27 protein-coding genes are annotated in these 23729 nt (G+C 66.3%); 20 read left to right on the top strand and 7 right to left on the bottom strand.

Annotation, left to right across the window (positions count from 1 at the left end; all coding sequences use genetic code 11):
- Nucleotides 1–31 precede the first annotated feature (31 nt).
- Nucleotides 32–1660: an extracellular solute-binding protein gene (locus AC2D9V_RS00500; protein WP_484712071.1), complete on the bottom strand. Its 1629-nt coding sequence runs from the start codon at nucleotides 1658–1660 to the stop codon at nucleotides 32–34.
- 280 nt (nucleotides 1661–1940) lie between these two features.
- Here AC2D9V_RS00500 and AC2D9V_RS00495 point away from each other — a divergent pair, with 280 nt between their 5' ends.
- From AC2D9V_RS00495 to AC2D9V_RS00465, 7 genes are all read left to right on the top strand, one after another.
- Nucleotides 1941–2996 (top strand): ABC transporter ATP-binding protein, encoded by a 1056-nt coding sequence (locus AC2D9V_RS00495; RefSeq protein ID WP_484712070.1) that lies wholly within the window; start codon nucleotides 1941–1943, stop codon nucleotides 2994–2996.
- A gap of 66 nt (nucleotides 2997–3062) precedes the next feature.
- Nucleotides 3063–3515 carry an RbsD/FucU family protein gene (locus AC2D9V_RS00490; protein ID WP_484712069.1) on the top strand — a complete coding sequence of 151 codons (453 nt, stop codon included), beginning with the start codon at nucleotides 3063–3065 and terminating at the stop codon, nucleotides 3513–3515.
- Between the two features lies 1 nt (nucleotide 3516).
- Nucleotides 3517–4452, top strand: a complete 936-nt coding sequence (locus AC2D9V_RS00485) for a ribokinase (RefSeq protein ID WP_484712068.1) — start codon at nucleotides 3517–3519, stop codon at nucleotides 4450–4452.
- A 114-nt stretch (nucleotides 4453–4566) separates the two neighbouring features.
- Complete coding sequence (gene pstB, locus AC2D9V_RS00480) at nucleotides 4567–5364, top strand: phosphate ABC transporter ATP-binding protein PstB (protein ID WP_484712067.1); 798 nt, start codon at nucleotides 4567–4569, stop codon at nucleotides 5362–5364.
- Nucleotides 5365–5375: 11 nt separating this feature from the next.
- Nucleotides 5376–6089 (top strand): phosphate signaling complex protein PhoU, encoded by a 714-nt coding sequence (gene phoU / locus AC2D9V_RS00475; protein ID WP_484712066.1) that lies wholly within the window; start codon nucleotides 5376–5378, stop codon nucleotides 6087–6089.
- Complete coding sequence (gene phoB / locus AC2D9V_RS00470; protein WP_484712065.1) at nucleotides 6089–6781, top strand: phosphate regulon transcriptional regulator PhoB; 693 nt, start codon at nucleotides 6089–6091, stop codon at nucleotides 6779–6781. The genes phoU and phoB overlap by 1 nt, the downstream gene beginning before the upstream one ends.
- A gap of 212 nt (nucleotides 6782–6993) precedes the next feature.
- On the top strand, nucleotides 6994–7398 hold the full coding sequence (locus AC2D9V_RS00465; RefSeq protein ID WP_484712064.1) for a nuclear transport factor 2 family protein: 405 nt from the start codon (nucleotides 6994–6996) through the stop codon (nucleotides 7396–7398).
- Here the strand turns inward: AC2D9V_RS00465 and AC2D9V_RS00460 are convergent.
- Both AC2D9V_RS00460 and AC2D9V_RS00455 read right to left on the bottom strand, forming a co-directional pair.
- The gene (locus AC2D9V_RS00460) at nucleotides 7395–8690 is read right to left on the bottom strand and encodes an aspartate aminotransferase family protein (RefSeq protein ID WP_484713386.1); all 1296 of its coding nucleotides are present in this window, start codon (nucleotides 8688–8690) and stop codon (nucleotides 7395–7397) included. The two genes, AC2D9V_RS00465 and AC2D9V_RS00460, sit on opposite strands and share 4 nt — an antisense overlap.
- Before the next feature lie 14 nt (nucleotides 8691–8704).
- The gene (locus tag AC2D9V_RS00455) at nucleotides 8705–9733 is read right to left on the bottom strand and encodes a phosphotransferase (RefSeq protein ID WP_484712063.1); all 1029 of its coding nucleotides are present in this window, start codon (nucleotides 9731–9733) and stop codon (nucleotides 8705–8707) included.
- A 152-nt stretch (nucleotides 9734–9885) separates the two neighbouring features.
- Between AC2D9V_RS00455 and AC2D9V_RS00450 the strand changes: the two genes are divergently transcribed.
- Together AC2D9V_RS00450 and hemP are read left to right on the top strand one after the other, a co-directional pair.
- Complete coding sequence (locus tag AC2D9V_RS00450; protein WP_484712062.1) at nucleotides 9886–10008, top strand: hypothetical protein; 123 nt, start codon at nucleotides 9886–9888, stop codon at nucleotides 10006–10008.
- Nucleotides 10005–10163, top strand: coding sequence for a hemin uptake protein HemP (hemP, locus tag AC2D9V_RS00445; protein WP_484712061.1), 159 nt, complete (start codon nucleotides 10005–10007; stop codon nucleotides 10161–10163). Before AC2D9V_RS00450 ends, hemP begins: the two co-directional genes overlap by 4 nt.
- Before the next feature lie 22 nt (nucleotides 10164–10185).
- Here the strand turns inward: hemP and moaA are convergent, their stop codons facing one another.
- Nucleotides 10186–11187 carry a GTP 3',8-cyclase MoaA gene (moaA, locus tag AC2D9V_RS00440; protein ID WP_484712060.1) on the bottom strand — a complete coding sequence of 334 codons (1002 nt, stop codon included), beginning with the start codon at nucleotides 11185–11187 and terminating at the stop codon, nucleotides 10186–10188.
- 87 nt (nucleotides 11188–11274) lie between these two features.
- On the opposite strand from moaA, the gene AC2D9V_RS00435 reads away from it, so the two are divergent.
- A complete protein-coding gene (locus AC2D9V_RS00435) occupies nucleotides 11275–11733 on the top strand; it encodes a D-galactarate dehydratase (RefSeq protein WP_484712059.1) in 459 nt (152 codons plus the stop codon).
- A gap of 5 nt (nucleotides 11734–11738) precedes the next feature.
- Here the strand turns inward: AC2D9V_RS00435 and AC2D9V_RS00430 are convergent, their stop codons facing one another.
- Genes AC2D9V_RS00430 through glmU form a run of 3 tightly spaced genes read right to left on the bottom strand, consistent with a single transcriptional unit; the run spans nucleotide 11739 to nucleotide 15576 of the window.
- Entirely contained in the window at nucleotides 11739–12407 is a 669-nt protein-coding gene (locus AC2D9V_RS00430) for a DNA alkylation repair protein (RefSeq protein WP_484712058.1), read from the bottom strand.
- Entirely contained in the window at nucleotides 12404–14221 is a 1818-nt protein-coding gene (glmS, locus tag AC2D9V_RS00425; RefSeq protein WP_484712057.1) for a glutamine--fructose-6-phosphate transaminase (isomerizing), read from the bottom strand. Before glmS ends, AC2D9V_RS00430 begins: the two co-directional genes overlap by 4 nt.
- Before the next feature lie 5 nt (nucleotides 14222–14226).
- On the bottom strand, nucleotides 14227–15576 hold the full coding sequence (glmU, locus tag AC2D9V_RS00420) for a bifunctional UDP-N-acetylglucosamine diphosphorylase/glucosamine-1-phosphate N-acetyltransferase GlmU (protein ID WP_484712056.1): 1350 nt from the start codon (nucleotides 15574–15576) through the stop codon (nucleotides 14227–14229).
- Between the two features lie 93 nt (nucleotides 15577–15669).
- Here glmU and AC2D9V_RS00415 point away from each other — a divergent pair, with 93 nt between their 5' ends.
- The 10 genes from AC2D9V_RS00415 to AC2D9V_RS00370 all read left to right on the top strand — a co-directional run bounded on the left by AC2D9V_RS00415 (nucleotide 15670) and on the right by AC2D9V_RS00370 (nucleotide 23711).
- On the top strand, nucleotides 15670–16320 hold the full coding sequence (locus AC2D9V_RS00415; RefSeq protein ID WP_484712055.1) for an HAD-IA family hydrolase: 651 nt from the start codon (nucleotides 15670–15672) through the stop codon (nucleotides 16318–16320).
- Nucleotides 16321–16487: 167 nt separating this feature from the next.
- A complete protein-coding gene (locus AC2D9V_RS00410) occupies nucleotides 16488–17771 on the top strand; it encodes a TCR/Tet family MFS transporter (RefSeq protein ID WP_484712054.1) in 1284 nt (427 codons plus the stop codon).
- Entirely contained in the window at nucleotides 17768–19000 is a 1233-nt protein-coding gene (locus tag AC2D9V_RS00405; protein ID WP_484712053.1) for a DegT/DnrJ/EryC1/StrS family aminotransferase, read from the top strand. The genes AC2D9V_RS00410 and AC2D9V_RS00405 overlap by 4 nt, the downstream gene beginning before the upstream one ends.
- A 1-nt stretch (nucleotide 19001) precedes the next feature.
- Nucleotides 19002–19526, top strand: a complete 525-nt coding sequence (locus AC2D9V_RS00400) for a thermonuclease family protein (RefSeq protein WP_484712052.1) — start codon at nucleotides 19002–19004, stop codon at nucleotides 19524–19526.
- Nucleotides 19526–20329 (top strand): MBL fold metallo-hydrolase, encoded by an 804-nt coding sequence (locus tag AC2D9V_RS00395; protein ID WP_484712051.1) that lies wholly within the window; start codon nucleotides 19526–19528, stop codon nucleotides 20327–20329. The genes AC2D9V_RS00400 and AC2D9V_RS00395 overlap by 1 nt, the downstream gene beginning before the upstream one ends.
- A gap of 200 nt (nucleotides 20330–20529) precedes the next feature.
- Nucleotides 20530–20895 carry an NADH-quinone oxidoreductase subunit A gene (locus AC2D9V_RS00390; RefSeq protein WP_135450650.1) on the top strand — a complete coding sequence of 122 codons (366 nt, stop codon included), beginning with the start codon at nucleotides 20530–20532 and terminating at the stop codon, nucleotides 20893–20895.
- A complete protein-coding gene (locus tag AC2D9V_RS00385) occupies nucleotides 20886–21416 on the top strand; it encodes a NuoB/complex I 20 kDa subunit family protein (protein ID WP_484712050.1) in 531 nt (176 codons plus the stop codon). Before AC2D9V_RS00390 ends, AC2D9V_RS00385 begins: the two co-directional genes overlap by 10 nt.
- A 2-nt stretch (nucleotides 21417–21418) precedes the next feature.
- The gene (locus AC2D9V_RS00380; protein ID WP_484712049.1) at nucleotides 21419–22039 is read left to right on the top strand and encodes an NADH-quinone oxidoreductase subunit C; all 621 of its coding nucleotides are present in this window, start codon (nucleotides 21419–21421) and stop codon (nucleotides 22037–22039) included.
- Entirely contained in the window at nucleotides 22036–22476 is a 441-nt protein-coding gene (locus tag AC2D9V_RS00375) for a thioesterase family protein (RefSeq protein WP_484712048.1), read from the top strand. Before AC2D9V_RS00380 ends, AC2D9V_RS00375 begins: the two co-directional genes overlap by 4 nt.
- Nucleotides 22473–23711 (top strand): NADH-quinone oxidoreductase subunit D, encoded by a 1239-nt coding sequence (locus AC2D9V_RS00370; RefSeq protein ID WP_484712047.1) that lies wholly within the window; start codon nucleotides 22473–22475, stop codon nucleotides 23709–23711. Before AC2D9V_RS00375 ends, AC2D9V_RS00370 begins: the two co-directional genes overlap by 4 nt.
- Nucleotides 23712–23729: the final 18 nt, after the last annotated feature.

Raw genomic sequence — 23729 nt, 5'->3', positions numbered from 1 at the left:
ATGGGCATTTCTGCCCATCCTGCCCCTTGGGTCACATCCCGAGCGATGCCTTGTAGAGCGCGATCTGGCTGTCGCGGCCGATCTCGTCGGTGATCTTCTCCCAGGCGGCGGCGATGGCGTCTGCCGTCTCCTGCGCGGATGCGTACTGGCCGGCGAAACCCTTGGCCAGTTCGTCCTCAGCGACCGAGTAGTACTGGAAGATGCCGGGAATGCGCGGTTCGATCGCGGCATTCGGGTGGTTGTAGCTGTCCGCGTTCGAGCCGAGGTAATCCTCGACATAGGCGCGGTCGTAGCCTGCGGCTTCCCACTCTTCGTAGTTGAAGTGCGAGTTGCGGTAGGGCTGGAAGCCCGACGGATAGGCTGCGGTCCAGAGCGACAGGTCCTTGCCGCCAAGATGGGCGGCGGCGGACCATGCGGCCTTGCGCTTTTTCTCGTCACCCGAGACGCGGCTCGTCACATAGATGCCCCAGCCGATATAGGCCATGAGCGGGGCCTCGTTCGCGGTCTCTTCCCAGGCACCGGCGGCCGAGTTGTAGCGGCGGGTCGAGCCGGGGTTGATCCCGAAGCCCACCACATCGCCCACGACCGAGGTGTCCGAAGTGCGCGCCGACGAGCCCACGTCGCCCCACCACATCAGCATCGAGCCGGTGCCGGCGAGGAACTGGCTGAAGGCCGTCGTGCCGGGGTCGGCGTTGATCTGGTCGGCGGGATAGGCGCCTTCGGTCGCGATGAGGTCCATCACGTCCTGGATCGCCTGGACCCAGCCCGGGTTGTTGACGCGGGGCTTCATCGTGTCGGGATCAAAGAGCCAGGCCGGATCGTCCGGATGCTTGACGTAAGCCGTCGCACGGTTGGCGATGAAGTACATCCCGAAGCCGCCCCAGCCCTTCAGCGGGTCGAGGTAGCCGTGCGCCGGGAGCCCGGTGAGCGGGTCGGTCTGTCCGACCAGCGCCTTCGACACGGCATTGACGTCCTGCCAGGTCTTCGGCACCTCGGCTCCGCCGATCGCACCCTCGCCGAAATAGTCCTTGCGGTAGGCGAAGGTGTGGCAGTCGCCGTCGATGGTGATGCGGTACTTCTTGCCGTTCCAGGTCCCGACCGGGGGCTTCAGATAGCCCACGAGGTCATCCTCCTCGATCTGGGCGGAGACCCAATCGGGCATCTCGTCCAAGAGGCCCTTGCCGGCAGTGTCGCCTTCGAAGGGGGCGCCCATCTCGATGATGTCGAAGTCGACGGTTCCCGTCGCGATCGACTGCTGGAGACGCGCGTTGTAATCGGCCTGCGCAAGGTCGATCCAGTTGATCTTGGCGCCGGTATAGGCCTCCCACGGTTTCAGGAAGCCGCGGAACAGGAAGTTGTGCAGGTTCTGGTTGTTGAGCCCCATGAAGGTCAGCTCGACCCCGGCAAACTCGCCCTCGGCGACGCTGGCCTTGGTGGCACCAAGGCAAAGCTCGCCGACCTGCTGCCAGTGCGCGTCGGTGGGCGAGCCCATGCCCACGCCCGGGATTTTCAGGATTTCGGCGCGCAGATTGTCCTGTGCCGAGGCCATGCGGGCCGACATCGGCAGCGCCGCCATCGCGGTCAGGGCGGTCGCCCCCTGCAGCATGCGCCGGCGGCTCATCTGCGCCGACATGAGCGTATTGTAGATTCCAAGCTTCACGTTCAGTCCTCCCTGTGTCGGGACATGCATGGCAAGGGCATCCGGCCCACCAGGTCCCTGGTCGTTGCGATTGCGGTCTTGTGGAACTTTCCCGCCGCGTTGACCTTGCGGCAGGCAGGATTGCGGGGCCTCCCCTCCCCGGCGGCAGCGGTCCTCGGATGGCAGCTTGGCAAGGGGAGGGGGGCCTGTCAAGATTCTAACATGTTAGTATGATCAGCCGGTGGACAGCCCGGCGGCGGGCCGCTAGCCTTCCGGGCGAAATGACGATAGGGGCGGGCCGATGGCCGAAGTGACGATCCGCAAACTGACGAAGTCCTACGGCGGGATGCAGGTCATCCACGGGCTGGACCTCGACATTCCCGACGGGGCCTTCGTCGTGCTGGTCGGCCCGTCGGGCTGCGGCAAGTCCACGCTTCTGCGGATGATCGCGGGGCTTGAGGAAATCTCGGGCGGCGACATCCGGATCGGCGAGCGGCGGGTCAACAACCTTCCCCCGTCCGAGCGCGACATCGCCATGGTCTTTCAGAACTACGCGCTTTACCCGCACAAGACCGTGGCGGCCAACATGGGCTTTGCGCTGAAGATGCGCGGCATGGACAAGGCGGTGATCGCCGAAAAGGTTGGCCGTGCCGCCGAAATCCTGGGCCTGACGCCTTATCTTGACCGCTATCCCCGCGCCTTGTCCGGCGGCCAGCGCCAGCGGGTGGCGATGGGGCGGGCGATCGTGCGCGACCCGCAGGTGTTCCTTTTCGATGAGCCGCTCTCGAACCTGGATGCGAAACTGCGCGTGCAGATGCGGACCGAGATCCGCGAGCTGCACCAGCGGCTGAAGACGACGACGGTCTATGTCACCCACGACCAGATCGAGGCGATGACGATGGCCGACAAGATCGTCGTCATGCAGGGCGGGCGGATCGAACAGGTCGGCTCGCCGCTTGAGCTTTACGACCGGCCGGCCAATACCTTCGTCGCAGGCTTCATCGGCAGTCCGGCGATGAACATGCTGCCCGCGGTGATCCGGGGCGGCAAGGCGGTGCTCGAGGATGGCACCGCGCTGCCCCTGCCGCTCGGTGTCGCGGCGGGCGAAGGGGCCGAGATCACCTATGGCGTCCGGCCGGAACATCTTGGCGTTGGGACGTCCGGCCTTGCCGGCACCGTATCGGTCGTCGAGCCTACGGGGTCAGAGACGCATGTCGTCCTGCGGGTGGGCGCGCGTGACGTGGTGGCGATGTTCCGCGACCGGGTCAGCTTCCGGCCCGGCGACAGCCTGACCTTTGCGCCGGAGGCCGAAAAAGTGCATCTCTTCGACCGGGCCACCGGCGCGCGGCTTGACTGACGGCGGAGTGGGGGTTTCACACCCCCACACTCCCGTGGGAAATTTGTACCGAAAGGATGACAGGGGATGCTGAAAGGGATCGACAACCGGCTGAATGCCGAGGTGCTGGCAACCCTGCGGGCCATGGGCCATGGCGACGTGGTGATCGTGGCCGACACCAACTTTCCGTCCGACAGCGTGGCGCGGGCCACGGTGACGGGCAAACTTCTGCGCATGGAGAACCTGACCTGCGCCGAAGCGGTCAACGCGATCCTGTCGGTCCTGCCGCTGGACACTTTTGTCGACGATTTCGCCGGGCGGATGGAGGTTGTGGGCAAGCCCGACGAGATCCCCCCCGTGCAGGCCGAGGTGCAGGCCGAGATCGACCGAGCGGAGGGGCGGCCGCGCAAGATGGTCTCGATCGAACGCTTCGCCTTCTACGACATGGCTCGGCAGTCCTATGCCGTGATCCAGACCGGGGAGCGGCGCTTCTACGGCTGCTTCATGTTCCGCAAGGGCGTGATCCCGCCGGAGGCTTAGGATGAGCAAACCGATTGTAATCCTTGGCATCTTCGTCGCAGACACCGCCTATCGCGCCGAGCGGCAGCCGAAGATGGGCGAGACGATCCTGGGGAAGAGCTTTGTCCTTGGTCCGGGCGGGAAGGGGTCGAACCAGTCGGTCGCTGCGGCCATGGCCCAAAGCGGAACGGAGGGGCGCACGCATTTCATCACGCGTCTCGGCAAGGACGCTTTCGCCGACATTGCCCGGGCGACTTGGGCAAAGGCCGGGGTGGTGCCCGAGGTGACCGAGGATGCCGAAAGCTATACCGGGGCAGCCTATATCTTCATCGAGGAGGCGACAGGCAACAACGCGATCATCGTGGCCCCCGGCGCAGCGGGTCGGGTGTCGGTCGCCGATGTCGAGGCGAAGGCGGACCTGATCCGGGGGGCTTCGCTCTTCGTGACGCAGCTCGAGCAGCCGATCCCCGCCGCCCGCCGGGCGCTGGAGATCGCGAAGGGCGCGGGGGTCCGCACGATCCTGAACCCCGCTCCGGCGGCACCCCTGGACGACGCGTTGCTGGCGCTGTGCGATTTCGTAACGCCGAATGAAAGCGAAGCCGAGACCTTGACCGGTCTGCCTGTGACCAGCGTTGCCGAGGCCGAAAGGGCAGCCGATGCGCTTCTGGCGCGCGGGGTGGGTGCCGTGGTGGTGACGCTGGGCGGGAACGGGGCGCTCTACCGTGACCGGACCCGCAGCGTGCATGTCCCGGTGATCAGCGCCGGTCCGGTGGTCGAAACGACGGGGGCGGGCGACGCCTTCAACGGTGGCTTCGCCGTGGCACTGTCCGAGGGCCGGGATGTGGTCGAGGCCGTGCGCTTCGGCTGCGCCACCGCCGGTATTTCGGTGACGCGCCCGGGGACGGCGCCCGCAATGCCGTCACGGGCGGAAATCGAGGCGCTGCTATCCCGCAGCTAGAAAACGCCTGGCCGCGTCATCTGACTGTTACAAATCCTTCGCATATAGGTCACCATGCCATCCTAAGGCAGGGTCGTGGAAAGACTGCCGGATGGCCGGGCGCGGGAGACGTCTATGGATGACATGCGGGTGGCCGGACAGAGCGTCGGCGATATGGCCTCGAAGATCTCGGCCACCGGGGTTCAGGTCTACTACGGCACGAACCATGCGCTGAAGGATGTCTCGGTCGAAATTCTGGACCGCGCGGTCACGGCGTTCATCGGGCCGTCGGGCTGCGGCAAGTCCACCTTCCTGCGTTGTCTCAACCGGATGAACGACACCGTCGCCTCGGCAAGGGTCGAGGGGAAGATCCTTCTGGAAGGCGAGGACATCTACGACAAGCGGGTCGACCCGGTGCAGCTTCGTGCCAAGGTGGGCATGGTGTTCCAGAAGCCGAACCCCTTCCCGAAAAGCATTTACGACAACGTGGCCTACGGGCCGCGCATCCACGGCCTGACGCGCAACAAGGCCGAGCTTGACGCCATCGTCGAGGACAGCCTGCGCAAGGCCGCGCTCTGGAACGAGGTGAAGGACCGGCTCGATGCCTCGGGCACCGGGCTTTCGGGCGGCCAGCAGCAGCGGCTCTGCATCGCGCGGGCGATCGCCACCGGGCCGGAGGTCCTGCTGATGGACGAACCCTGCTCGGCGCTTGACCCGATCGCCACGGCCCAGGTCGAGGAGCTGATCGACGAGCTGCGCAGCCAGTTCAGCGTGGTGATCGTCACCCACTCCATGCAGCAGGCGGCCCGCGTCAGCCAGAAGACGGCGTTCTTCCACCTCGGAAACCTCGTCGAATACGGCGACACCACGCAGATCTTCACCAACCCCAAGGACTCGCGCACCGAGGCCTACATCACCGGCCGCATCGGCTGAGGAGAGACGAGATGAATTCGGTCCACATCCTTTCCGCCTTTGACCGCGACCTTGAATCTGCCCAAGCCCTGGTGATGCGGATGGGCGGGCTGGTCGAGGCCGCCCTTCTGGACGCGGCCGAGGCGCTGGAGGCGCGCGACGAGGACCTGGCCGAACGGGTTCGTGCCGGCGATGCGGCGGTCGATGCCTTGGAAGAGCAGATCAACAGCGAATGCGCCCGGCTGATCGCGCTGCGCGGGCCGACGGCGGGCGACCTGCGCACCGTCTTGACCGTGATGAAGATTGCGGCCGCGCTGGAGCGGTCGGGGGATTATGCCAAGAACCTTGCCAAGCGGTCGATCGTGCTGGGCAAGATGCCCCAGGTGCAGGGGGCTGCGGGCTCGATCCGGCGGCTGGCGAAGGCGGTGGTGCAGATGCTGGCCGACGCGCTGGATGCCTATATCCGCCGCGATGTGAAGCTGGCCGAGGACGTGCGGATGCGCGACCGCGAGATCGACCAGATGTACAACTCGATCTTCCGCGAGTTCCTGACCCACATGATGGAGGACCCCCGCCTGATCGGGCCCTGCATGCACCTCCATTTTATCGCCAAGAATATCGAGCGGGTGGGGGATCATGCGACTTCGGTCGCCGAACAGGTGATCTACCTCGTGACCGGGTCAATGCCGGAAGAAGCGCGGCCGAAGGTGGACAGCACCGGCACGGCATCGGCAAGGGGGCAGTGATGGCACGGAACGGACAGCCGAGGGTTCTTCTGGTCGAGGATGAACCGGCGCAGCGGACGGTGCTGGCCTACAACCTCGAGGCCGAGGGCTTTGCGGTCACGCAGGCCGACAATGGCGAGGACGCGATGGTCCTGGTCGATGAAGAGGACCCCGACATCATCATCCTCGACTGGATGATGCCGAAGGTTTCGGGGATCGAGGTCTGCCGGCGGCTGAAGATGCGGCCCGATACGCGGGCGATCCCGATCATCATGCTCAGCGCCCGGGCCGAGGAGGTGGACCGGATCCGGGGGCTGGAGACCGGGGCGGATGATTATGTGATCAAGCCCTATTCGGTCCTCGAACTGATGGCCCGCGCCCGGGCGCAGCTGAGGCGGGTGCGCCCCTCGACCGCCGGGGTGGTTCTGGAGCATGAGGATATCCGGCTCGACCCCGAGACGCACCGGGTCTACCGGGGGGACAAGCTTCTGAAACTCGGGCCGACCGAGTTCAAGCTGCTGGTCACGCTGATGGAACGCCCCGGCCGGGTCTTTAGCCGGGAACAGCTCCTGGACCTCGTCTGGGGCCGGGACATCTATGTCGATACAAGGACGGTGGATGTCCATGTCGGACGGCTGCGGAAAAGCCTGATGCAGTTCGGCGGCGAGGACCCGGTCCGGACGGTCCGGGGGGCAGGCTACGCGCTGGGGTAGGCCTGACCACTGTGGTCACTTTTGAAGAGTGATTTTGAATCAATATCTTGCCGAATTCCGTTAGGGATTTGGTAAGGTTTCAGATCGCGCCACCGACCCCCGAGTTTTCGCAGAAAACTGGTGCATGCGGGAACGCGTTGTCTGCGAAAACTCTGCGCAGCGACAATCCTGCGGTGCTACAGTCAAACTGACGTGGCGACAGGAGAAACAGGATGGACTGGGGAGCAGAGCATGATGCCGTGCGTGCCGTGGTCGTGGACTACCTGGAGGGAATGTGCTGGGGCGATGAGGCCAAACTGCGCCGGGCCTTCCATCCCGGCGCCTTGCAGGTCGGACATTTCGCCGATACCTACGAGTTCTTTCCGCTTGAGGAGTTCATTGCCTGGCTGAATGCCGAGGCGACCGAACCCGAAGGGTCGCCCATCGTCGCGGAGCTCTTGTCGATCGAAGTGACCGGAACGGTGGCGGTGGCGAAGCTGACCGACACCTGCTTTGGCACTGATTTCACCGATTACCTCGTCATGGTGAAGGATCGCCCGGATGCATCGGGGCGCTGGCAGATCGTGACCAAGGCCTATCACGTCCATGCCGGTCGCGGACTGCCGCCGACAGGCTAAAGCGTCGGCAGCAGCCGGTCGAGCGTCGTCAGAACCTGATCGACATCGGCAAGGCTGAACGGAAGCGGCGGGCGGATCTTCAGGTTGTCGCCCTTCGGGCCGGTGGAGCTGATCAGGATACGTTCGTCCCGGAGCGCATTCACGAGGCGTGCGGTGCGAACCGGGTCGGGGCGACCGCCGGTCTGGATGGTCTGGCCGATGAAGAGGCCGGCGGCGCGGGTTTCGCCAAGGGATTCATGCCGCTTTGCGAGGTCACTCAGGCCTTCGGCGAAGACCCGGCCCACGGTCTCGGCGTTCTCCACCAGCCCTTCGTCGCGGATCACGTCCAGAACGGCAAGGCCCACGGCTGCGGCCACGGCATTGCCGCCGAAGGTGTTGAAATAGCGCGCCTTTGCGCCGAAGTCGGCAATGACCTCGGGCCGGATCGCAAGGCCGGCGAGTGGGTAGCCGTTGCCCATCGGCTTGCCCATGCTGACCATGTCCGGGATCACCCCGTGGCGCTGGAAGCCCCACATGTGGCTGCCGGTGCGGCCAAAGCCGGGCTGAACTTCGTCGGCAAGGAAGAGGCCACCGGCCTTGCGGATCGCGGCGGCTGCCGGGGCGAGGAAGCCTGCGGGATCGGGGTAGACTCCATCGGAGGAGAAGATCGTGTCGACGATGAGCAGGGCCGGGCGGATGCCCTGTTCGGCCATCCGGTTGCAGGCGGCGGTGACGGACCGGGCGAGGCCTTCAGCGATGCCGTCCGGATAGTTCTCAACCGACGGGGCGGGGACCGGGAACACCGTCGGGCCGGGGGCGACGGCGGGGCCGATGGACATCGACATCTCGGCGGTGGCCAGCGTCACGCCGTGATAGGCATTGTCGGTGACAATCACCCCGGTTCCGCCGGTCGCGGCGCGGGCGAGGCGGAGGGCGAGGTCGTTCGCCTCAGACCCCGTGCAGGTGAACATCACGTGGGAAAGCGCGGGCGGGAAAAGGGCCAGAAGCCGTTCCGCATACTCAAGAATTCCGTCGTGGAGATACCGGGTGTGGGTGGCAAGGGTGGCGGCCTGCCGCGCCATCGCCTCGACCACGCGCGGGTGGCAATGGCCGACGGATGCCACGTTGTTGTAGCAGTCGAGATAGGCGTTGCCCTGCGGGTCGAAAAGGTGGACGCCCTGGCCCCGGACAAGGTGGACCGGGGTTTCGTAGAAGAGCCTGTAGGCGGGGCCGAGTGCCTTGGCACGGCGGTCGGCGAGGGCTGCATCCCCGGGCGAAAGATGCCCGGCGCCGGGGACATAGGCGTTCAGCATCGTTGTCTGGCGTGTCACGGCGAAAAGCTTTCAAGCGGCTGCGACAGGGCCTGCGCCAGAAGGGCAGGGTCGAGTCTGGAAAGGGCAAGAAGCCCCATGCGCGACACCGGGGCATTGCGCAGGATATAAGCGGCATTCTCGGGGTAGCGGGCGGCGCGCCAGGCCGAGATCGTGAGGGTGGTGACAAGGCGCGCCGTGATGAGGTCGGGGAGAAGGTCAAGCTCTTCCGGCAAAAGCGGGTTCGCGCTGGTGTAGCCCGCGACAAGGGGCAGAAGCAGGCGGGCGGGATCCTCGGGGTCGATGAGGTAGGACCCGGCGACGGCAAGGTCGCAGATCCGGTGGCTGAGAGTCATGTCGCCGAAGTCGAGAATCCCCGTGAGGTGCCGGGGGTCGTCGGGGTCCGCCAGAAGGTTGTGCGGGTTGAAATCGCCGTGGATCACCTGCCGGGGCAGGCGGGCAAGGGCGGGGGCGATGTCGGTCCGGAACCGGGCGAGGAAGGTTTCGACTTGCGGAAGAAGCTCGGCCGGCAGGGCGGGCATGAGGGGAGCGAGGTCCGGGGTGTTCTTGATGTCCCACAGGAGGTGATGGTCGGCGGCGGGGTGGTCAAAGCCGGAGAGGGCGGCGTCAAGCTGGCCAAGCGCGGTGCCGATCGCGGCGGCGAGGTCGGGGCTGCGCGGCAGGTGGGCCAGCGGCGTGCCGGAAAGCCATGTCAGCAGCCGCAAGGCGCCGTCCGGTGTCGTGACGATGGAGCGACCGTCCAGAGCCGGGACCACGCGGGGGATGGGAAGTCCGGGGGCGGCGCTGGCCACATGCTGAAGGGCGAGGGTCTGGAACACGGTCAGTTCCGGCGATTCGGCGGGGTTTGCGAGTTTCAGCGTGAAGCTGCCCTGCGGGGCCTCGAGCCGGTGGTTCTGGTCGCGCTCGGAGGTCAGGGGATGCAGCGTGCCGTTCAGCCCCCAGTGTTCGCGTGCGAGGTCAGCAAGCGCTGCAGCCGAAAGGCAGGGCGGGGGAAGACTGAGAAGCTGGCCGGCGGGATCAGACATGGGGGCATCCGTCACGCAGGATAGCGGCTGTGGCGCGGGGGGCCAGAAGAATATGCGTTGACAAGTCTTACTGAATTACTCAGGATATAGCCATCAACCCAGCCAGCCCTTCGTGGCGCGCCCGGTGTCCTTCAAGCACGGTGGAGTTCACCATGACACGTCAGACTGCGGCACCCTGGGCCGACCTTCTGGATATCCTCCTGACAGCGGCCAACGATGTCTTTCCGGGCCCGGTCCTGGAACGGCTGATCGACCGGATGGAGGGGCGGGCATGAACGCTCAGGTCGATTTCTGGCTGACGACGGATGCGACCCCGGTGCATGATGCGCGGGCGCTGACCGAAGGCGGATCGCTGGCGCGGATCGTGCTGGACGGGCAGGTCTATGCCCTGCGGATCACCCGGGCCGGGAAGCTGATCCTGACGAAGTAGGGAGGCGGCGGCAGGGGCTGCCTCAACCGCCGGTATGGCTCATGTGCCGGGTGATCTGGCCCCGGACGGTCTGGCGGCTGTAGTCGAAATCATGCCCCTTGGGCTTGCGCGCGATGGCGGCGCGGATCGCCGCTTCGACCACCGCGTCGTCGGGGCTGGCGCGCAGGGGGGCGCGGAGGTCGGCCATGTCTTCCTGCCCGAGGCACATGTAAAGCTCGCCCGTGCATGTCAGCCGCACGCGGTTGCAGCTTTCGCAGAAATTGTGGGTGAGGGGCGTGATGAACCCGAGCTTCTGGCCGGTTTCCTCGATCCGCACATAGCGGGCCGGTCCGCCCGTCCGTTCGGCAAGGTCAGTCAGGGTGAAGCGTTCGGCCACCCGGGCGCGGAGGTCCTTGAGCGGCCAGTACTGGTCCAGACGACCGGCGGTCATATCCTCGCCCATCGGCATGACCTCAATGAAGGTGAGGTCATGGTCTTCGCGCGCGCACCAGTCGAGAAGCGGGAAAAGCTCGTCCTCGTTGAAGCCCTTCAGCGCCACGGCGTTGATCTTGACGCGAAGGCCCGCAGCCTTGGCCGCGGCGATCCCGTCCAGCACCTGGGGCAGCCGGCCCCAGCGGGTTATGGCGGTGAATTTCTCGGGTTGCAGCGTATCAAGCGAGACGTTGACCCGCCTGACACCCAGATCCGCCAGCGGCTGCGCGAATTTCGCCAGCTGGCTGCCGTTGGTGGTCAGCGTCAGTTCCTTCAGCGCACCCGTCTCAAGATGCCGCGACATGGCTTCGAAGAATGTGAGGATGCCCTTGCGGACCAGGGGCTCGCCCCCGGTGATCCGCAGCTTCCTGACCCCGAGGCGCACGAAGGTGGAGCAGAGGCGGTCAAGTTCCTCGAGGCTCAGAAGGTCGGCCTTCGGCAGGAAGCTCATGTGTTCCGACATGCAGTAGGTGCAGCGGAAATCGCAGCGGTCGGTGACCGACACCCGCAGATAGCTGATCGCGCGCGCGAAGGGGTCGACAAGCGGTTCCATGCCGGAAAGGTAGGGGTGAGCGGTGCCCCGCACAAGGCGCAAAAGCGGCAATTGCCGGGGCAGGGGGGACGGGGTAGGCTTTCAGGCATGAAAGCTCTGGTCCTTTCCGCTGTCCTTGCCACGGGCCTTGCCGGCTGTGCGTCGCTGCAGCCGGGGTCTGGTGCTGCACCGACCACCGAACCTGCCACCGAATTCGCCCCGGCGGTTGCCACCACGGCGCTTGGCGCAAGCTCGGCCACGGCAGCGGCCCTGGACACCACGACGGCAGAGGAGAAGGCGGCGGCCCTTGCCGCACCCGCCGCCGCGGGCGAGCGTGTGCTGGGCAAGGCCGTTGTGGCGCTGGGTCCGCCGGCCGAGACGGGGCTGTGGCTGTCGTCATCCCTGGTGACGACGGTGACGCAGGGCCGGGTCGTGACCGCATCGGGCCAGAGCCTTGCGCTGGAACTGCGGCCCGGGACAGGGGCGGCACTTCTGTCGCTGGCAGCCTTCCAAGCGTTGCAACTTCCGCTGACCGGACTGCCGGAGGTGACGGTCTACGGACCGTGACCCCTTCAATTAAGGTTCCGGGCGGCTTCCTTCCGGGCGAAGGGCTTCAGGCGGAGGCCGTGGGCCTCAAGGAACGCGCGGGCGCGCGGCGCGTCGTGTTTCGAGAGATCCCGCACCCACCAGGCCACGGCCTTCTGGATGAACCAGTCGGGATCGTCGGCCAGCGCGGCGCACCAGCCCAGCACCCGGTCGCGCACGGCAAGTTCGGCTGGCTTCGGGAAGTTCTGCTTGGTCCAGGGCAGGGTCATCACCAGCGCCGCCCGCCGCGTCCACATATGGGGGGAGGTAACCCATCCTTCCACCGTGTCGAGGCGCGCAGGGTCAGCCACCAGCCGCTTCTGGCCCGCGATGCTGGCATGGTCGGCGATGGCCCAGGCATCGAAATCCGGGACCCAGGATTGGATCAGCGCCCAGGCGGCGGCATCGGGGCGGATGCGGGCCTGGGTCAGGAGTTTCGCCGCCGCAACCCGCGCCTCGTGAACGTCTGTCCGCCAGAGGTCGGCCGCCAAGGCCAGGCGGTCGTCCAGCGAAAGCTCGGCCCGCCAGCGGTCGGTCAGTTCCTCGATCGCAGGCACCGGAACGCCCAGATAGGGGCGGGCCACCTTGTGATAGGCGGCCATTTCGGCGGCCTTTGCGGGGTCGGCCAGGGCCTGAAGCTCTTCCAGCGGGGTCATTCTACCGTGACCGACTTCGCCAGGTTCCTCGGCTGGTCCACGTCGGTGCCCTTGGCGATGGCGGTGTGATAGGCCAGAAGCTGCGCCGGCACAGCATAAAGGATCGGGGCCCAAAGCGGGTCGACCGTCGGCAGGGTCAGGGTCTTCCAGGTCCCTTGCCCGGCAGCCTCGATCCCGGCGGCGTCGGACAGGAGAAGCACCTTGCCGTTCCGCGCCATCACCTCTTGCATGTTCGAGACGGTCTTGTCGAAGAGCGCATCCTTCGGGGCGAGCACGATCACCGGAACCGCGGCGTCGATCAGCGCGATCGGGCCGTGCTTCAGTTCACCCGAAGCATAACCTTCGGCGTGGATGTAGCTGATTTCCTTCAGCTTCAAGGCACCTTCCAGCGCCAGCGGGAACATCGCGCCGCGGCCGAGGAAAAGGATGTCCTTGGCCTTTGCAAGGTCCTTGGCGACAGCGGCAATCGGGTCGGAGAGCGCAAGGGCCGCGTTCATCAGCCCGGGAAGGGCGCGCAGTGTGGCAAGCCGTTCGGAAAGCGTCGCCGAGTCGATCCGGCCCCGGTCGTGAGCTGCCTTGAGCGCGAGAAGGGCCAGCACGGTCAACTGGCAGGTGAAGGCCTTGGTCGAGGCGACGCCGACCTCGACCCCCGCAAGGATCGGCAGCGCAAGGTCGCTTTCGCGGGCGATGGAAGAGGTGGGGACGTTGATGACGGCAACGACCTTGGCAACCTTCTCCTTCACGTGGCGCAGGGCCGCGAGGGTGTCGGCCGTCTCGCCTGACTGGCTGACGAAGATCGCCATCGAGGCGGGCGAAAGCACCGGGTCGCGGTAGCGGAACTCCGACGCGATATCGATGTCGGCAGGCAGGCCCGCGATCTGCTCGAACCAGTATTTCGCCACGTGGCAGGCATAGGAGGCCGTGCCGCAGGCGACCAGCGTCACGCGGTCGATCGCTTTGAAATCAAGCTCTTGCGGCAGTTCCAGCGTGCCCTTGGACGAGGTGTAGTGTTTCAGCGCATCGGCCACGACCACCGGCTGTTCGGCGATTTCCTTGGCCATGAAATGCTTGTAACCGGCCTTTTCGATCCGGGTGGCATCAAGCTGGACACGGGTTTCGGGGCGGTTCGCGCGGCGGTCATTCGCGTCGAAGATCTCGGCCCCGGCGCGGGTGACGACGGCCCAGTCGCCCTCTTCCAGATAGGTGATCCGGTCGGTCATCGGCGCAAGGGCGATGGCGTCACTGCCCACGAACATCTCGCCCTCGCCCCAGCCGATGGCAAGCGGGCTGCCCTTGCGGGCGGCGATCATCAGGTCGTCCTGCCCGTCGAACAGGAAACACAGCGCGAAGGCCCCATGCAGGCGTTTCAGCGTGGCGCGCGCCGCCTCCACCGGCGTGGCACCCCGGTCCATCTCACGCCGGGCCAGAAGGGCGACCGTCTCGGTGTCGGTTTCCGATTCCTGGGTATAGCCCGTGGCCGCAAGGTCCTGACGCAGCTCGCGGAAATTCTCGATGATGCCGTTGTGGACGACGGCGACCGAGCCCGCGCGATGCGGGTGGGCATTGGTGACAGTCGCCGCGCCATGGGTGGCCCAGCGGGTATGGCCGATGCCGGCCTTTCCGGCGAGCGGCTGGTGGACGAGGAGGTCGGAAAGGTTGACGAGCTTGCCGACAGCGCGGCGGCGGTCGAGCCTGCCATCGTTCACCGTGGCGATGCCGGCGCTGTCATAGCCGCGATACTCCAACCGTTTCAGCGCCTCGACCAACAGAGGCGCGGCCTCATGGTTTCCCAGGACCCCTACAATACCACACATTTCAATTACCCTTTTGCCTTGGCGGCCTTGATTGCTTTTAACTTTTCGAACATTCGCGTGGCCAGGCCCGGTTTCGTGACCTGCCTCGCCCGACCAATGGCGACAGCCTCTGGCGGGACATCCTCGGTAATGACCGACCCGCTTGCCGTCAGTGCGCCGTCGCCCACCGTGACCGGGGCGACGAGCATGGTGTCCGACCCGATGAAGGCCCGCTTGCCGATGGTGGTGCGGTGCTTCATGACCCCGTCATAGTTGCAGGTGACGGTTCCGGCGCCGATGTTGGTATGCTCGCCGATCGAGGCGTCGCCGATGTAGGTCAGGTGGCCGACCTTTACGCCTTCGTCGAGGATCGCGTTCTTGATTTCCACGAAGTTGCCGACATGGACGTCCTCGGCCAGTTCGGCGCCGGGGCGGAGCCTGGCAAAGGGGCCGACGGTCGCGCCGCGGCTGATGTGGCAGCCTTCGAGGTGGCAGAAACCCTTGATCTCGGCCCCGGATTCCACGGTGACGCCGGGACCGAAAAGGACGTTCGGCCCGATGATCGCGTCGCGGCCGACATGGGTGTCGAGGGCGAAGAACACGGTTTCGGGGGCGGTCAGGGTGACGCCGTTCTCCAGCGCCGCCGCGCGGGCGCGGGTCTGGAAGGCAGCCTCGGCCTCGGCGAGCTGAGCCCGCGTGTTGACGCCCAGCGTCTCGGCCTCCTCGCAGAGGACCACGCCGGCGGAAAGGCCGCGCTTGCGGGCAAGCTCGACGATGTCGGTCAGGTAGTATTCGCCGGCGGCGTTGTCGTTCTTCACCTCGGCGACGAGGGAGAGGAGGGTCGAGGTCTCGGCGCAGACGACGCCGGAGTTGCAGAGGGTGACCGCCCGTTCTTCCGGAGTGGCATCCTTGAATTCGCGGATCGCGAGGAGTTCGTCGCCTTTTGTCAGAAGGCGGCCATAGCGGCCGGGGTCGCGGGCATGGAAGCCGAGGATGACGACGGCATGGCGGGACCGCGCCTCCAGCATCGCGCGGAGGGTTTCTTCGCGGATCAGGGGGGTGTCGGCGTAAAGGACGATCGCCTCGCCTTCCGCACCTGCAAGGAGAGGTGCTGCCTGGGCGACGGCGTGGGCGGTGCCGAGCTGCGGGTCCTGCAGGACGGTCTCGACCGCCTCGGACCAGCCGAGGGCGGAGGCGGAGACGGCCTCGCCACCGTGACCGGTCACCACGACGATGCGGGAGGGATCGAGGGTCTGGGCGGTGGCGAGCGCGTGATGGAGGAGGGGTGCTGCGGCCATCTGGTGCAGGACCTTGGGCGTATCGGAATTCATCCGCGTGCCCTGACCTGCTGCCAGAACGATGACTGAAACCTGCATTCTGCCCCTTTCCTTATCGTTGCGCCCGTTTTACGCCCGCAGCACGGGGTGGCAAGGGGGTGGGCCTCACGCCACGTTACAGGATTTTCCGGCATGCGCTGCGTGGTTTTCGATCTGGACGGGACCTTGGCGGACACCTCGACCGACCTTCTGGCTGCGGCGAATGCCTGCCTGCCCCGGGCGGTGCTGGGGCCGGAGGACCGGCTGACGGCATTCCATGGCGGGCGGGCGATGCTGCGGCTGGGGTTCGACCGGCTGGGGATGGAGTGGTCGGAGGCGGACGTGGACGCGGCCTATCCGGTGCTTCTGGAGGCCTACCGGGGCGGGATCGCCACCCATACGCGCCTCTATCCCGGCGCGATGGCGGCGGTGGAGGCGCTGAAATCGGCGGGCTTCGCCGTCTCGATCTGCACGAACAAGCCTGAGGGACTCGCGGAGTTGCTGTTGCGGGAGTTGGGGGTGCGGGAGGCCTTCGGGGCGCTGGTCGGGGCGGATACCTTTCCGGTCAGGAAGCCCGACCCGATCCCCTACCGGGCGGCGGTGGAGCGGGCGGGGGGCGTAGTCGGGCGGTCGATGCTGGTGGGCGATACCGAGACGGACGCAAGGACCGGGGTGGCGGCGCAGGTGCCGGTTGCGCTGGTGACCTTCGGGCCCGAGGGGCGGGGGGTGGAGCGGTTCCGTCCGGCGGCCCTTCTGGACCGGTTCGAGGACCTGCCGGGGCTGGCGGGGCGGCTGATCGCGTGATCTGACCACAGTGGTCAAATTCTGATTATATATAAATATCAAGTAGTGGCTGATTTCCATTCAGCTTCTGTTAACGTTTGAGCACATGCCTCGAGTGACCGCTGACGCCCGCCCGAAGCGGCCGCAGCGGTTTGACAGGACCGGCCGCGGCCCATAGGGTCCCGCACATGACCAAGGTCGCCGAACCCATCCCGACCGATGCCACTGCGACCGCGCCGGCGACGGTCAGCCGCCATGCCGTCACCTTTGTCCTGATCACGGTGTTTCTGGACATGGTGGGCTTCGGGCTGATCATGCCGGTCCTGCCGCGGCTGATCGAGGATGTGGGCGAGGTCGATATCGCTGAGGCGGCGGTCATCGGCGGCTGGATGTTCGCGGCCTTCAGCCTGGCGCAGTTCGTCTTTGCGCCGCTGATGGGCAACCTTGCCGACCGGTTCGGGCGGCGACCCCTGCTTTTGCTGGCGATCTTCGGCCTGGGGATGGACTTCATCCTGATGGCGCTGGCGCCTAACCTGGTCTGGCTGTTCGTCGGACGGATCATCGCGGGTGTCTGCGGTGCAAGCTGGATCATCGCATCCGCCTTCATCGCCGATGTCACGGCCCCGGAAGAGCGCGCCAAGGCCTATGGGCTGATGGGGGCGGCCTTCGGGGTGGGGTTCGTCATCGGTCCGGCAATCGGCGGGCTGCTGGGCGAGCTTGGGCCGCGTGTCCCGTTCTGCGTGGCGGCGGGGATCAGCCTGATCAACTTCGTCTACGGCTGGCTGGTCCTGCCCGAGTCGTTGCCCCCCGAAAAGCGGCGGAAGTTCGAGCTGTGGCGGGCCAATCCCTTTGGGGCCTTCCGGGTTTTCGCGACCTATCGCGGGGTCCTGCCGATGGTCATGGTGATGGGCCTTTTCTTCTTTTCGACCAGCGTCTACCCGGCGATCTGGGCCTTCTGGGGGATCGCCAAGTTCGGCTGGTCCGAGGCGATGGTCGGGGCGACGCTGGCGGTCTTCGGGCTGATCGCGGGCGGCTTTCAGGGGTTCCTGACCGGTCCGGCGGCGAAGCGGTTCGGTGAGTGGAACGTGGCCTTCTTCGGGCTGATCTGCGCGACACTGGTTCTTTTGGGCTATGGCTTTGTCGGCAGCCTTGGTGCGGTGATCGCGCTGATGATCCTGCACGGGCCGGAGGGTTTCGTGCATCCCCTGATGACATCCATGCTGACCAAGAAGGTGCCCGAGGACGCTCAAGGTGAATTGCAGGGCGGCATTTCGGCCGTGACGAATGTGGCGATGCTGTTCGGCACGGTCTTCTTTGCCTGGACCTTCGGGCATTTCATGGCCGAGGGGCGGGACTGGCAGTCGCCCGACGTGGCCTACTGGATCGCGGCGGGCTGTGTTCTGGTGACGACCGTGCTATTTGCCGCCGTGACGCGGGGCGCGACGCGCGGAGAGACGGGCGAGACGACATGAGCGAGCGATTCACCGGCAGTTTCACCCAGCAGGAACCGATCCCGGAGGAAGGGATTGCGGCGGCATTGGCGGTGCTGCGCCACGGGCGGCTGCACCGCTATAACACCGCGCCGGGCGAAGTGGCCGAGACGGCGCTGCTGGAAGAGGAATTCGCGGCCTATGTCGGGGCGCGCTACTGTCTGGCGCTGGCCTCGGGCGGGGCGGCGATGGCCTGCGCGCTGAGGGCCTTGCAGGTGAAGCCCGGTGATCCGGTGTTGTCGAATGCCTTCACGCTGGCGCCGGTGCCGGGGGCGATCGCGTCCATAGGGGCGAAGCCGGTCTTTGTCGAGGTGACAGAGGATCTGACCATCGATCTTGGGCATCTGGAGGCGCAGGCGAAGGCCACGGGGGCCACGGTGCTGCTTCTGTCGCACATGCGTGGGCATGTCTGCGACATGGATGCGCTGGTGGCCCTGTGCGACCGGCTGGGGGTGCGGGTGATCGAGGATTGCGCGCATACCATGGGGGCGAAGTGGAAGGGCGTTCCGTCCGGTCGGCATGGGGTGATCGGTTGCTATTCGACGCAGACCTACAAGCACATGAACTCGGGCGAGGGCGGGTTTCTGGTCACGGATGACGCGGAGCTTGCCGCGCGGGCGGTGCTGCTGTCGGGGTCCTACATGCTTTACGCGCGCCACCGGGCCGCGCCCCCGCCGGAGGTGTTCGAGGCGCTGAAGCTGGATGTCCCGAATGTCTCCAGCCGGATGGACAACTTGCGCGCGGCGATCCTGCGGCCGCAGATCGGGATGCTGGAGGACCGGCGCGCCCGCTGGCGGGTTTTGTACCAGGGGATGGAGGCAGGGCTGGCGAGCGTGCCGGGGCTGCGGCTGATCCCGCGCCCGCAGGTCGAGGATTACGTGGGCTCGAGCTTTCAGTTCCTACTGCCGGATTGGGAGCCCGCGCGCGTGGCCGCGCTGGTCGCCGCCTGTGCGGCGCGGGGTGTGGAGCTGAAATGGTTCGGCGCGGCGGAGCCCCTTGGGTTCACCAGCCGCTATACGGATTGGCGCTATGCGGGTCCGGTCCCCTTGCCCCGGACAGACCGGGTGCTGGCCGGGCTGATCGACATGCGGCTGCCGCTGACCTTTACGCCAGCGGACGTGGCGCTGATCGCCCGGATCATTGCCGAGGAGGTGCCGCGGGCGGCGGTGACCGCGCCTGCTGCGCGGGTTCCCGTGACGGCGGCGGACTGACGTGCCGCGGAGGGGTATCGGCCTGCCGCAACGCCGCGCGCCGGGGCCGCTAACGCGGGTGTTGCAGCGGATCTTCAACCCGCTCTTCTACCTCAAGACCGCGATCGGGCTGGCGCTGATCGGGCTATTCATCGTGCCGGCGATTGCCGACCTGACCAATGCGGCGATGAAGCCGGTCACGGCGGATGACGGCACCTGCCGCATCCTGCGGGTGGTCGATGGCGACACGGTCACGCTGATGTGCGGCGAGGAGGGGATGGTCAGCGCGCGGCTTCTGGGCTTCGACACGCCCGAGAAGTTCTCGCCCGGGTGCACGGCCGAGTTCCTGGCGGCGGAACGCGCCGGGTGGGCCTTGCGGACGATGATCCAGAAGGCGGACCGGCTGCGGCTGGAGCGCGAGGGGGTGGACCAGTATGGCCGGGCCTTGGTGCGGCTGGAGCTGGATGGGCAGGATGTGGCGGACCGGATGATCCGCGAGGGGCATGCGCGGCGCTATGGCGGCGGGCCGCGGGGGAGTTGGTGCTGATGCGGCTGGGACGCGAGACGGATCTGTCGGTCGAGGTGGAACTGGGGGAGCTGATGGTCACCATGCTGCTTGATGGCGAGACGGTGATGCCGGTGACCCATCTGATCGGCGCGGAGGGTGCTCCGCTGGAGGACCTGGCCGGGGCGGACCTGGTGGAGGGTAAGCTGCGGTTGCCGGTGCGGGCATACCTCGTGCGGGGGCCGGGCGGATGCCTTCTGATCGACGCGGGCGCGGGTGATGCCTGGCACCGGACGCTGGGCCGGCTGCCCGAGGCGATGCTGGCGGCGGGCGTCTCGGCCAATGAGGTGACGGCGGTGGCGCTGACGCATACCCATGTCGACCATATCGGTGGGCTGGTGACGAGGGACCGCGCGCCGGCCTTTCCGAATGCCGCGCGGGTATTCGTGGCGGTCGAGGAGCTGTCCGCGTTCCGGGCCGAGCCGCGGATGATTCCGGTTATCCCGCGGCTGATCCCGCTGGAGCAGGGGGACGGGCCGATGCGCGGGGTTTCGGCGATCAACGCTCCGGGCCATTCGCCGGGGCATATGGCCTATCTGGTCGAGGGGCGGATGCTGATCTGGGGCGATCTTGTGCATCAGGCCGGGGTGCAGTTCCCGCGGCCCGAGGTGACCTGGGCGCATGATCATGAACCCGCCGCCGCGCGGGCCAGCCGCCTTGCCCTGATGGAACAGGCGGTCGAGGCGGGCTGGATCGTCGCTGGCGCGCATCTGCCGGGGCCGGGGATCGGCCGGATCGAACGCCAAGGCAGCGGCTATGCCTTCCGCCCGGTGACCCGGGCCTGAGCGGCCATCGGTCGCGGCGGGGCTGGCTTGGCCATCTCTGAGAAAAATGCTAGGATTTCCCGCGTTTCTGCGACTGCGAAGTCCGGATTTTCCCCGACCTTCGGTTGACCCCGTCCGGGGGCCAGAGTAAACGAACGGGTGAGATCAGGCGGACCGCAAGAGTCTGCACGCTCGCATGTCGCCAGCATCAGGAGTCCCTCGTGGATCTGCTTCTCCGAGAGTACCTTCCCATACTCATCCTTCTGGGCATCGCCGTAGGTCTTGGCCTTGTCCTGATCCTGGCTGCTGCGGTCCTTGCCGTGCGCAATCCGGACCCGGAAAAGGTCAGCGCCTATGAATGCGGGTTCAACGCCTTTGACGACGCGCGGATGAAGTTCGACGTGCGTTTCTACCTCGTGTCGATCCTGTTCATCATCTTCGACCTGGAAGTCGCGTTCCTGTTCCCCTGGGCGGTTGCCTTCGGCGAGCTGAGCATGGCGGCCTTCTGGTCGATGATGCTGTTCCTGGCGGTGCTGACCGTGGGCTTTGCCTATGAATGGAAGAAGGGGGCCTTGGAATGGGAGTGATGACCGGAAACACCGCCGGTGCCGACCATGAGGTCACCGTCCAGGCGCTGAACCGCGACTTGCAGGACAAGGGGTTCATCCTGACGTCCACCGAGGACATCATCAACTGGGCCCGGATCGGGTCGCTGCACTGGATGACCTTCGGGCTTGCCTGCTGCGCCGTCGAGATGATGCATACCTCGATGCCGCGCTATGACCTGGAACGCTTCGGCACGGCCCCCCGCGCCTCGCCCCGGCAGTCGGACCTGATGATCGTCGCGGGCACGCTGACCAACAAGATGGCCCCGGCGCTGCGCAAGGTCTATGACCAGATGCCGGAACCCCGCTATGTGATCAGCATGGGCTCCTGCGCCAATGGCGGCGGCTATTATCATTACAGCTATTCGGTGGTGCGCGGCTGTGACCGGATCGTCCCGGTTGATGTCTACGTGCCGGGCTGCCCGCCCACGGCCGAGGCGCTTCTGTACGGCATCCTGCAGCTGCAGCGGAAGATCCGCCGCACCGGGACCCTGGTGAGGTAATCATGAGCGAAGCCCTGCAGGAACTGGCCGGGATCATCGAGTTGAAACAGGCCGATGCCGTGGTTTCGACCAAGGTCGCTTTCGGCGAACTGACAGTGACCGCGACGCTGGCGAACCTGGAAGCGCTGGTCGAAGTCCTGCGCGACGATGCGTCCTGCCGGTTCTCGACGCTGGTCGACATCACCGCGATCGACCATCCGGATCGCCCGCAGCGGTTCGACGTGGTCTACCACTTCCTGTCGATGTACCGGAACCACCGCATCCGCGTGAAGGTTGCCGTGCGCGAGGACGAGATGGTGCCGTCGCTGACCGGGCTTTTCCCGGCGGCGAACTGGTTCGAGCGCGAGGTCTTCGACATGTTCGGGATCCTCTTCAGCGGGCATCCCGACCTGCGGCGGATCCTGACCGACTACGGGTTCCGGGGCTACCCGCTGCGCAAGGATTTCCCGACCACGGGCTATACCGAGGTTCGCTATGACGAGGCGCTGAAGCGCGTGGTCTATGAGCCGGTGAAGCTGGTGCAGGAATACCGGCAGTTCGACTTCATGTCCCCCTGGGAGGGTGCCGAATACATCCTGCCGGGCGACCAGAAGGCCGGTGACCAGAAGTCGGGGGCCAAGTGAAGCCCGGACTTGCCATCGGCGACCGGGCGGTCTTTTCGCACCGGATCGGCCCGCAGCACACGGTGCCGGCGCTTTATCCCGAGGCCGTGACCTTCCAGTCGATGCCGGCGGTGCTGGCCACGGGCTATTTCGTCGGGCTGATGGAATGGGCCTGTGTCGAGCAGCTTGCACCTTACTATGAGGAGGGCGAGGGCTCGCTGGGCACGCATGTCGATTTCAGCCATGTCGCCCCGACACCGCCCGGCCTGACGGTCACGGTGGAAAGCGAAGTCACCGGGATCGATGGCAAGTTCATCTGGTTCAAGTGCCGCGCCCATGACGGCGTGGACATGATCGGCGAGGGGCGTCATCAGCGCGCCGTCGTCTGGTGGGAAAAGTTCGTGCCGAAGGCGATGGCAAAGGCCGGGGCCGCGGCGCAAAAGGAGATGGCGGGATGATGGACGGCGACATCCGCGTGAACACCTATGACGACGGCTCGACCGATTTCGAGACGGGCGAGCAGCGCATTCGCAACTTCAACATCAACTTCGGCCCGCAGCACCCGGCGGCGCATGGCGTGCTGCGGCTGGTGCTGGAGCTGGACGGCGAGATCGTCGAACGCTGCGACCCGCATATCGGTCTGCTCCACCGCGGGACCGAGAAGCTGATGGAAAGCCGGACCTATCTGCAGAACCTGCCCTATTTCGACCGGCTGGACTACGTGGCGCCGATGAACCAGGAACATGCCTGGTGCCTCGCGATCGAAAAGCTGACCGGGACGGTGGTACCGCGCCGCGCCTCCCTGATCCGCGTGCTGTATTCCGAGATCGGCCGGGTGCTGAACCACCTGCTGAACGTGACCACGCAGGCGATGGACGTGGGCGCGCTGACCCCGCCGCTTTGGGGCTTCGAAGAGCGCGAGAAGCTGATGGTCTTCTATGAGCGGGCCTGCGGCGCGCGGCTGCACGCGGCCTATTTCCGGCCCGGTGGCGTGCATGTCGACCTGCCCGACCAGCTGGTCGCGGATATCGACGCCTGGGCCGAGGCCTTCCCGAAGGTGCTGGACGATATCGACGGCCTGCTGACGGAAAACCGGATCTTCAAGCAGCGGAATGCCGATATCGGGATCGTCACCGAAAAGGACATCCTGGAGTGGGGCTATTCCGGGGTGATGGTACGCGGGTCGGGCCTTGCCTGGGACCTGCGGCGCGCCCAGCCCTATGAATGCTACGACGAGTTCGACTTCCAGATTCCGGTCGGCAAGAACGGCGACTGCTATGACCGCTATCTTTGCCGGATGGCCGAGATGCGGGAATCGACCAAGATCATCCGCCAGGCCTGTGCAAAGCTGATGGTCGAGCGTGGCGACGTGTTGGCGCGCGGAAAGATCACGCCGCCGAAGCGGGCTGAGATGAAGACCTCGATGGAGGCCTTGATCCACCACTTCAAGCTTTACACCGAAGGATTCCACGTCCCGGCGGGTGAGGTCTACGCCGCCGTCGAGGCGCCGAAGGGCGAGTTCGGGGTCTACCTTGTGGCTGACGGGACGAACCGGCCCTACCGCGCGAAGATCCGCGCGCCGGGGTTCCTGCACCTGCAGTCGATGGACTGGATCTGCAAGGGGCATCAGCTGGCGGATGTGAGTGCGATCATCGGGACGATGGACGTCGTCTTCGGGGAGATCGACCGGTGACGATGCAGCCGCATCAGG

It is taken from the genome of Tabrizicola sp. T46 (genome assembly GCF_057219895.1).
Note: the sequence above shows the minus strand (reverse complement) of the source record. Positions and strands in the feature narration are given on the sequence as shown.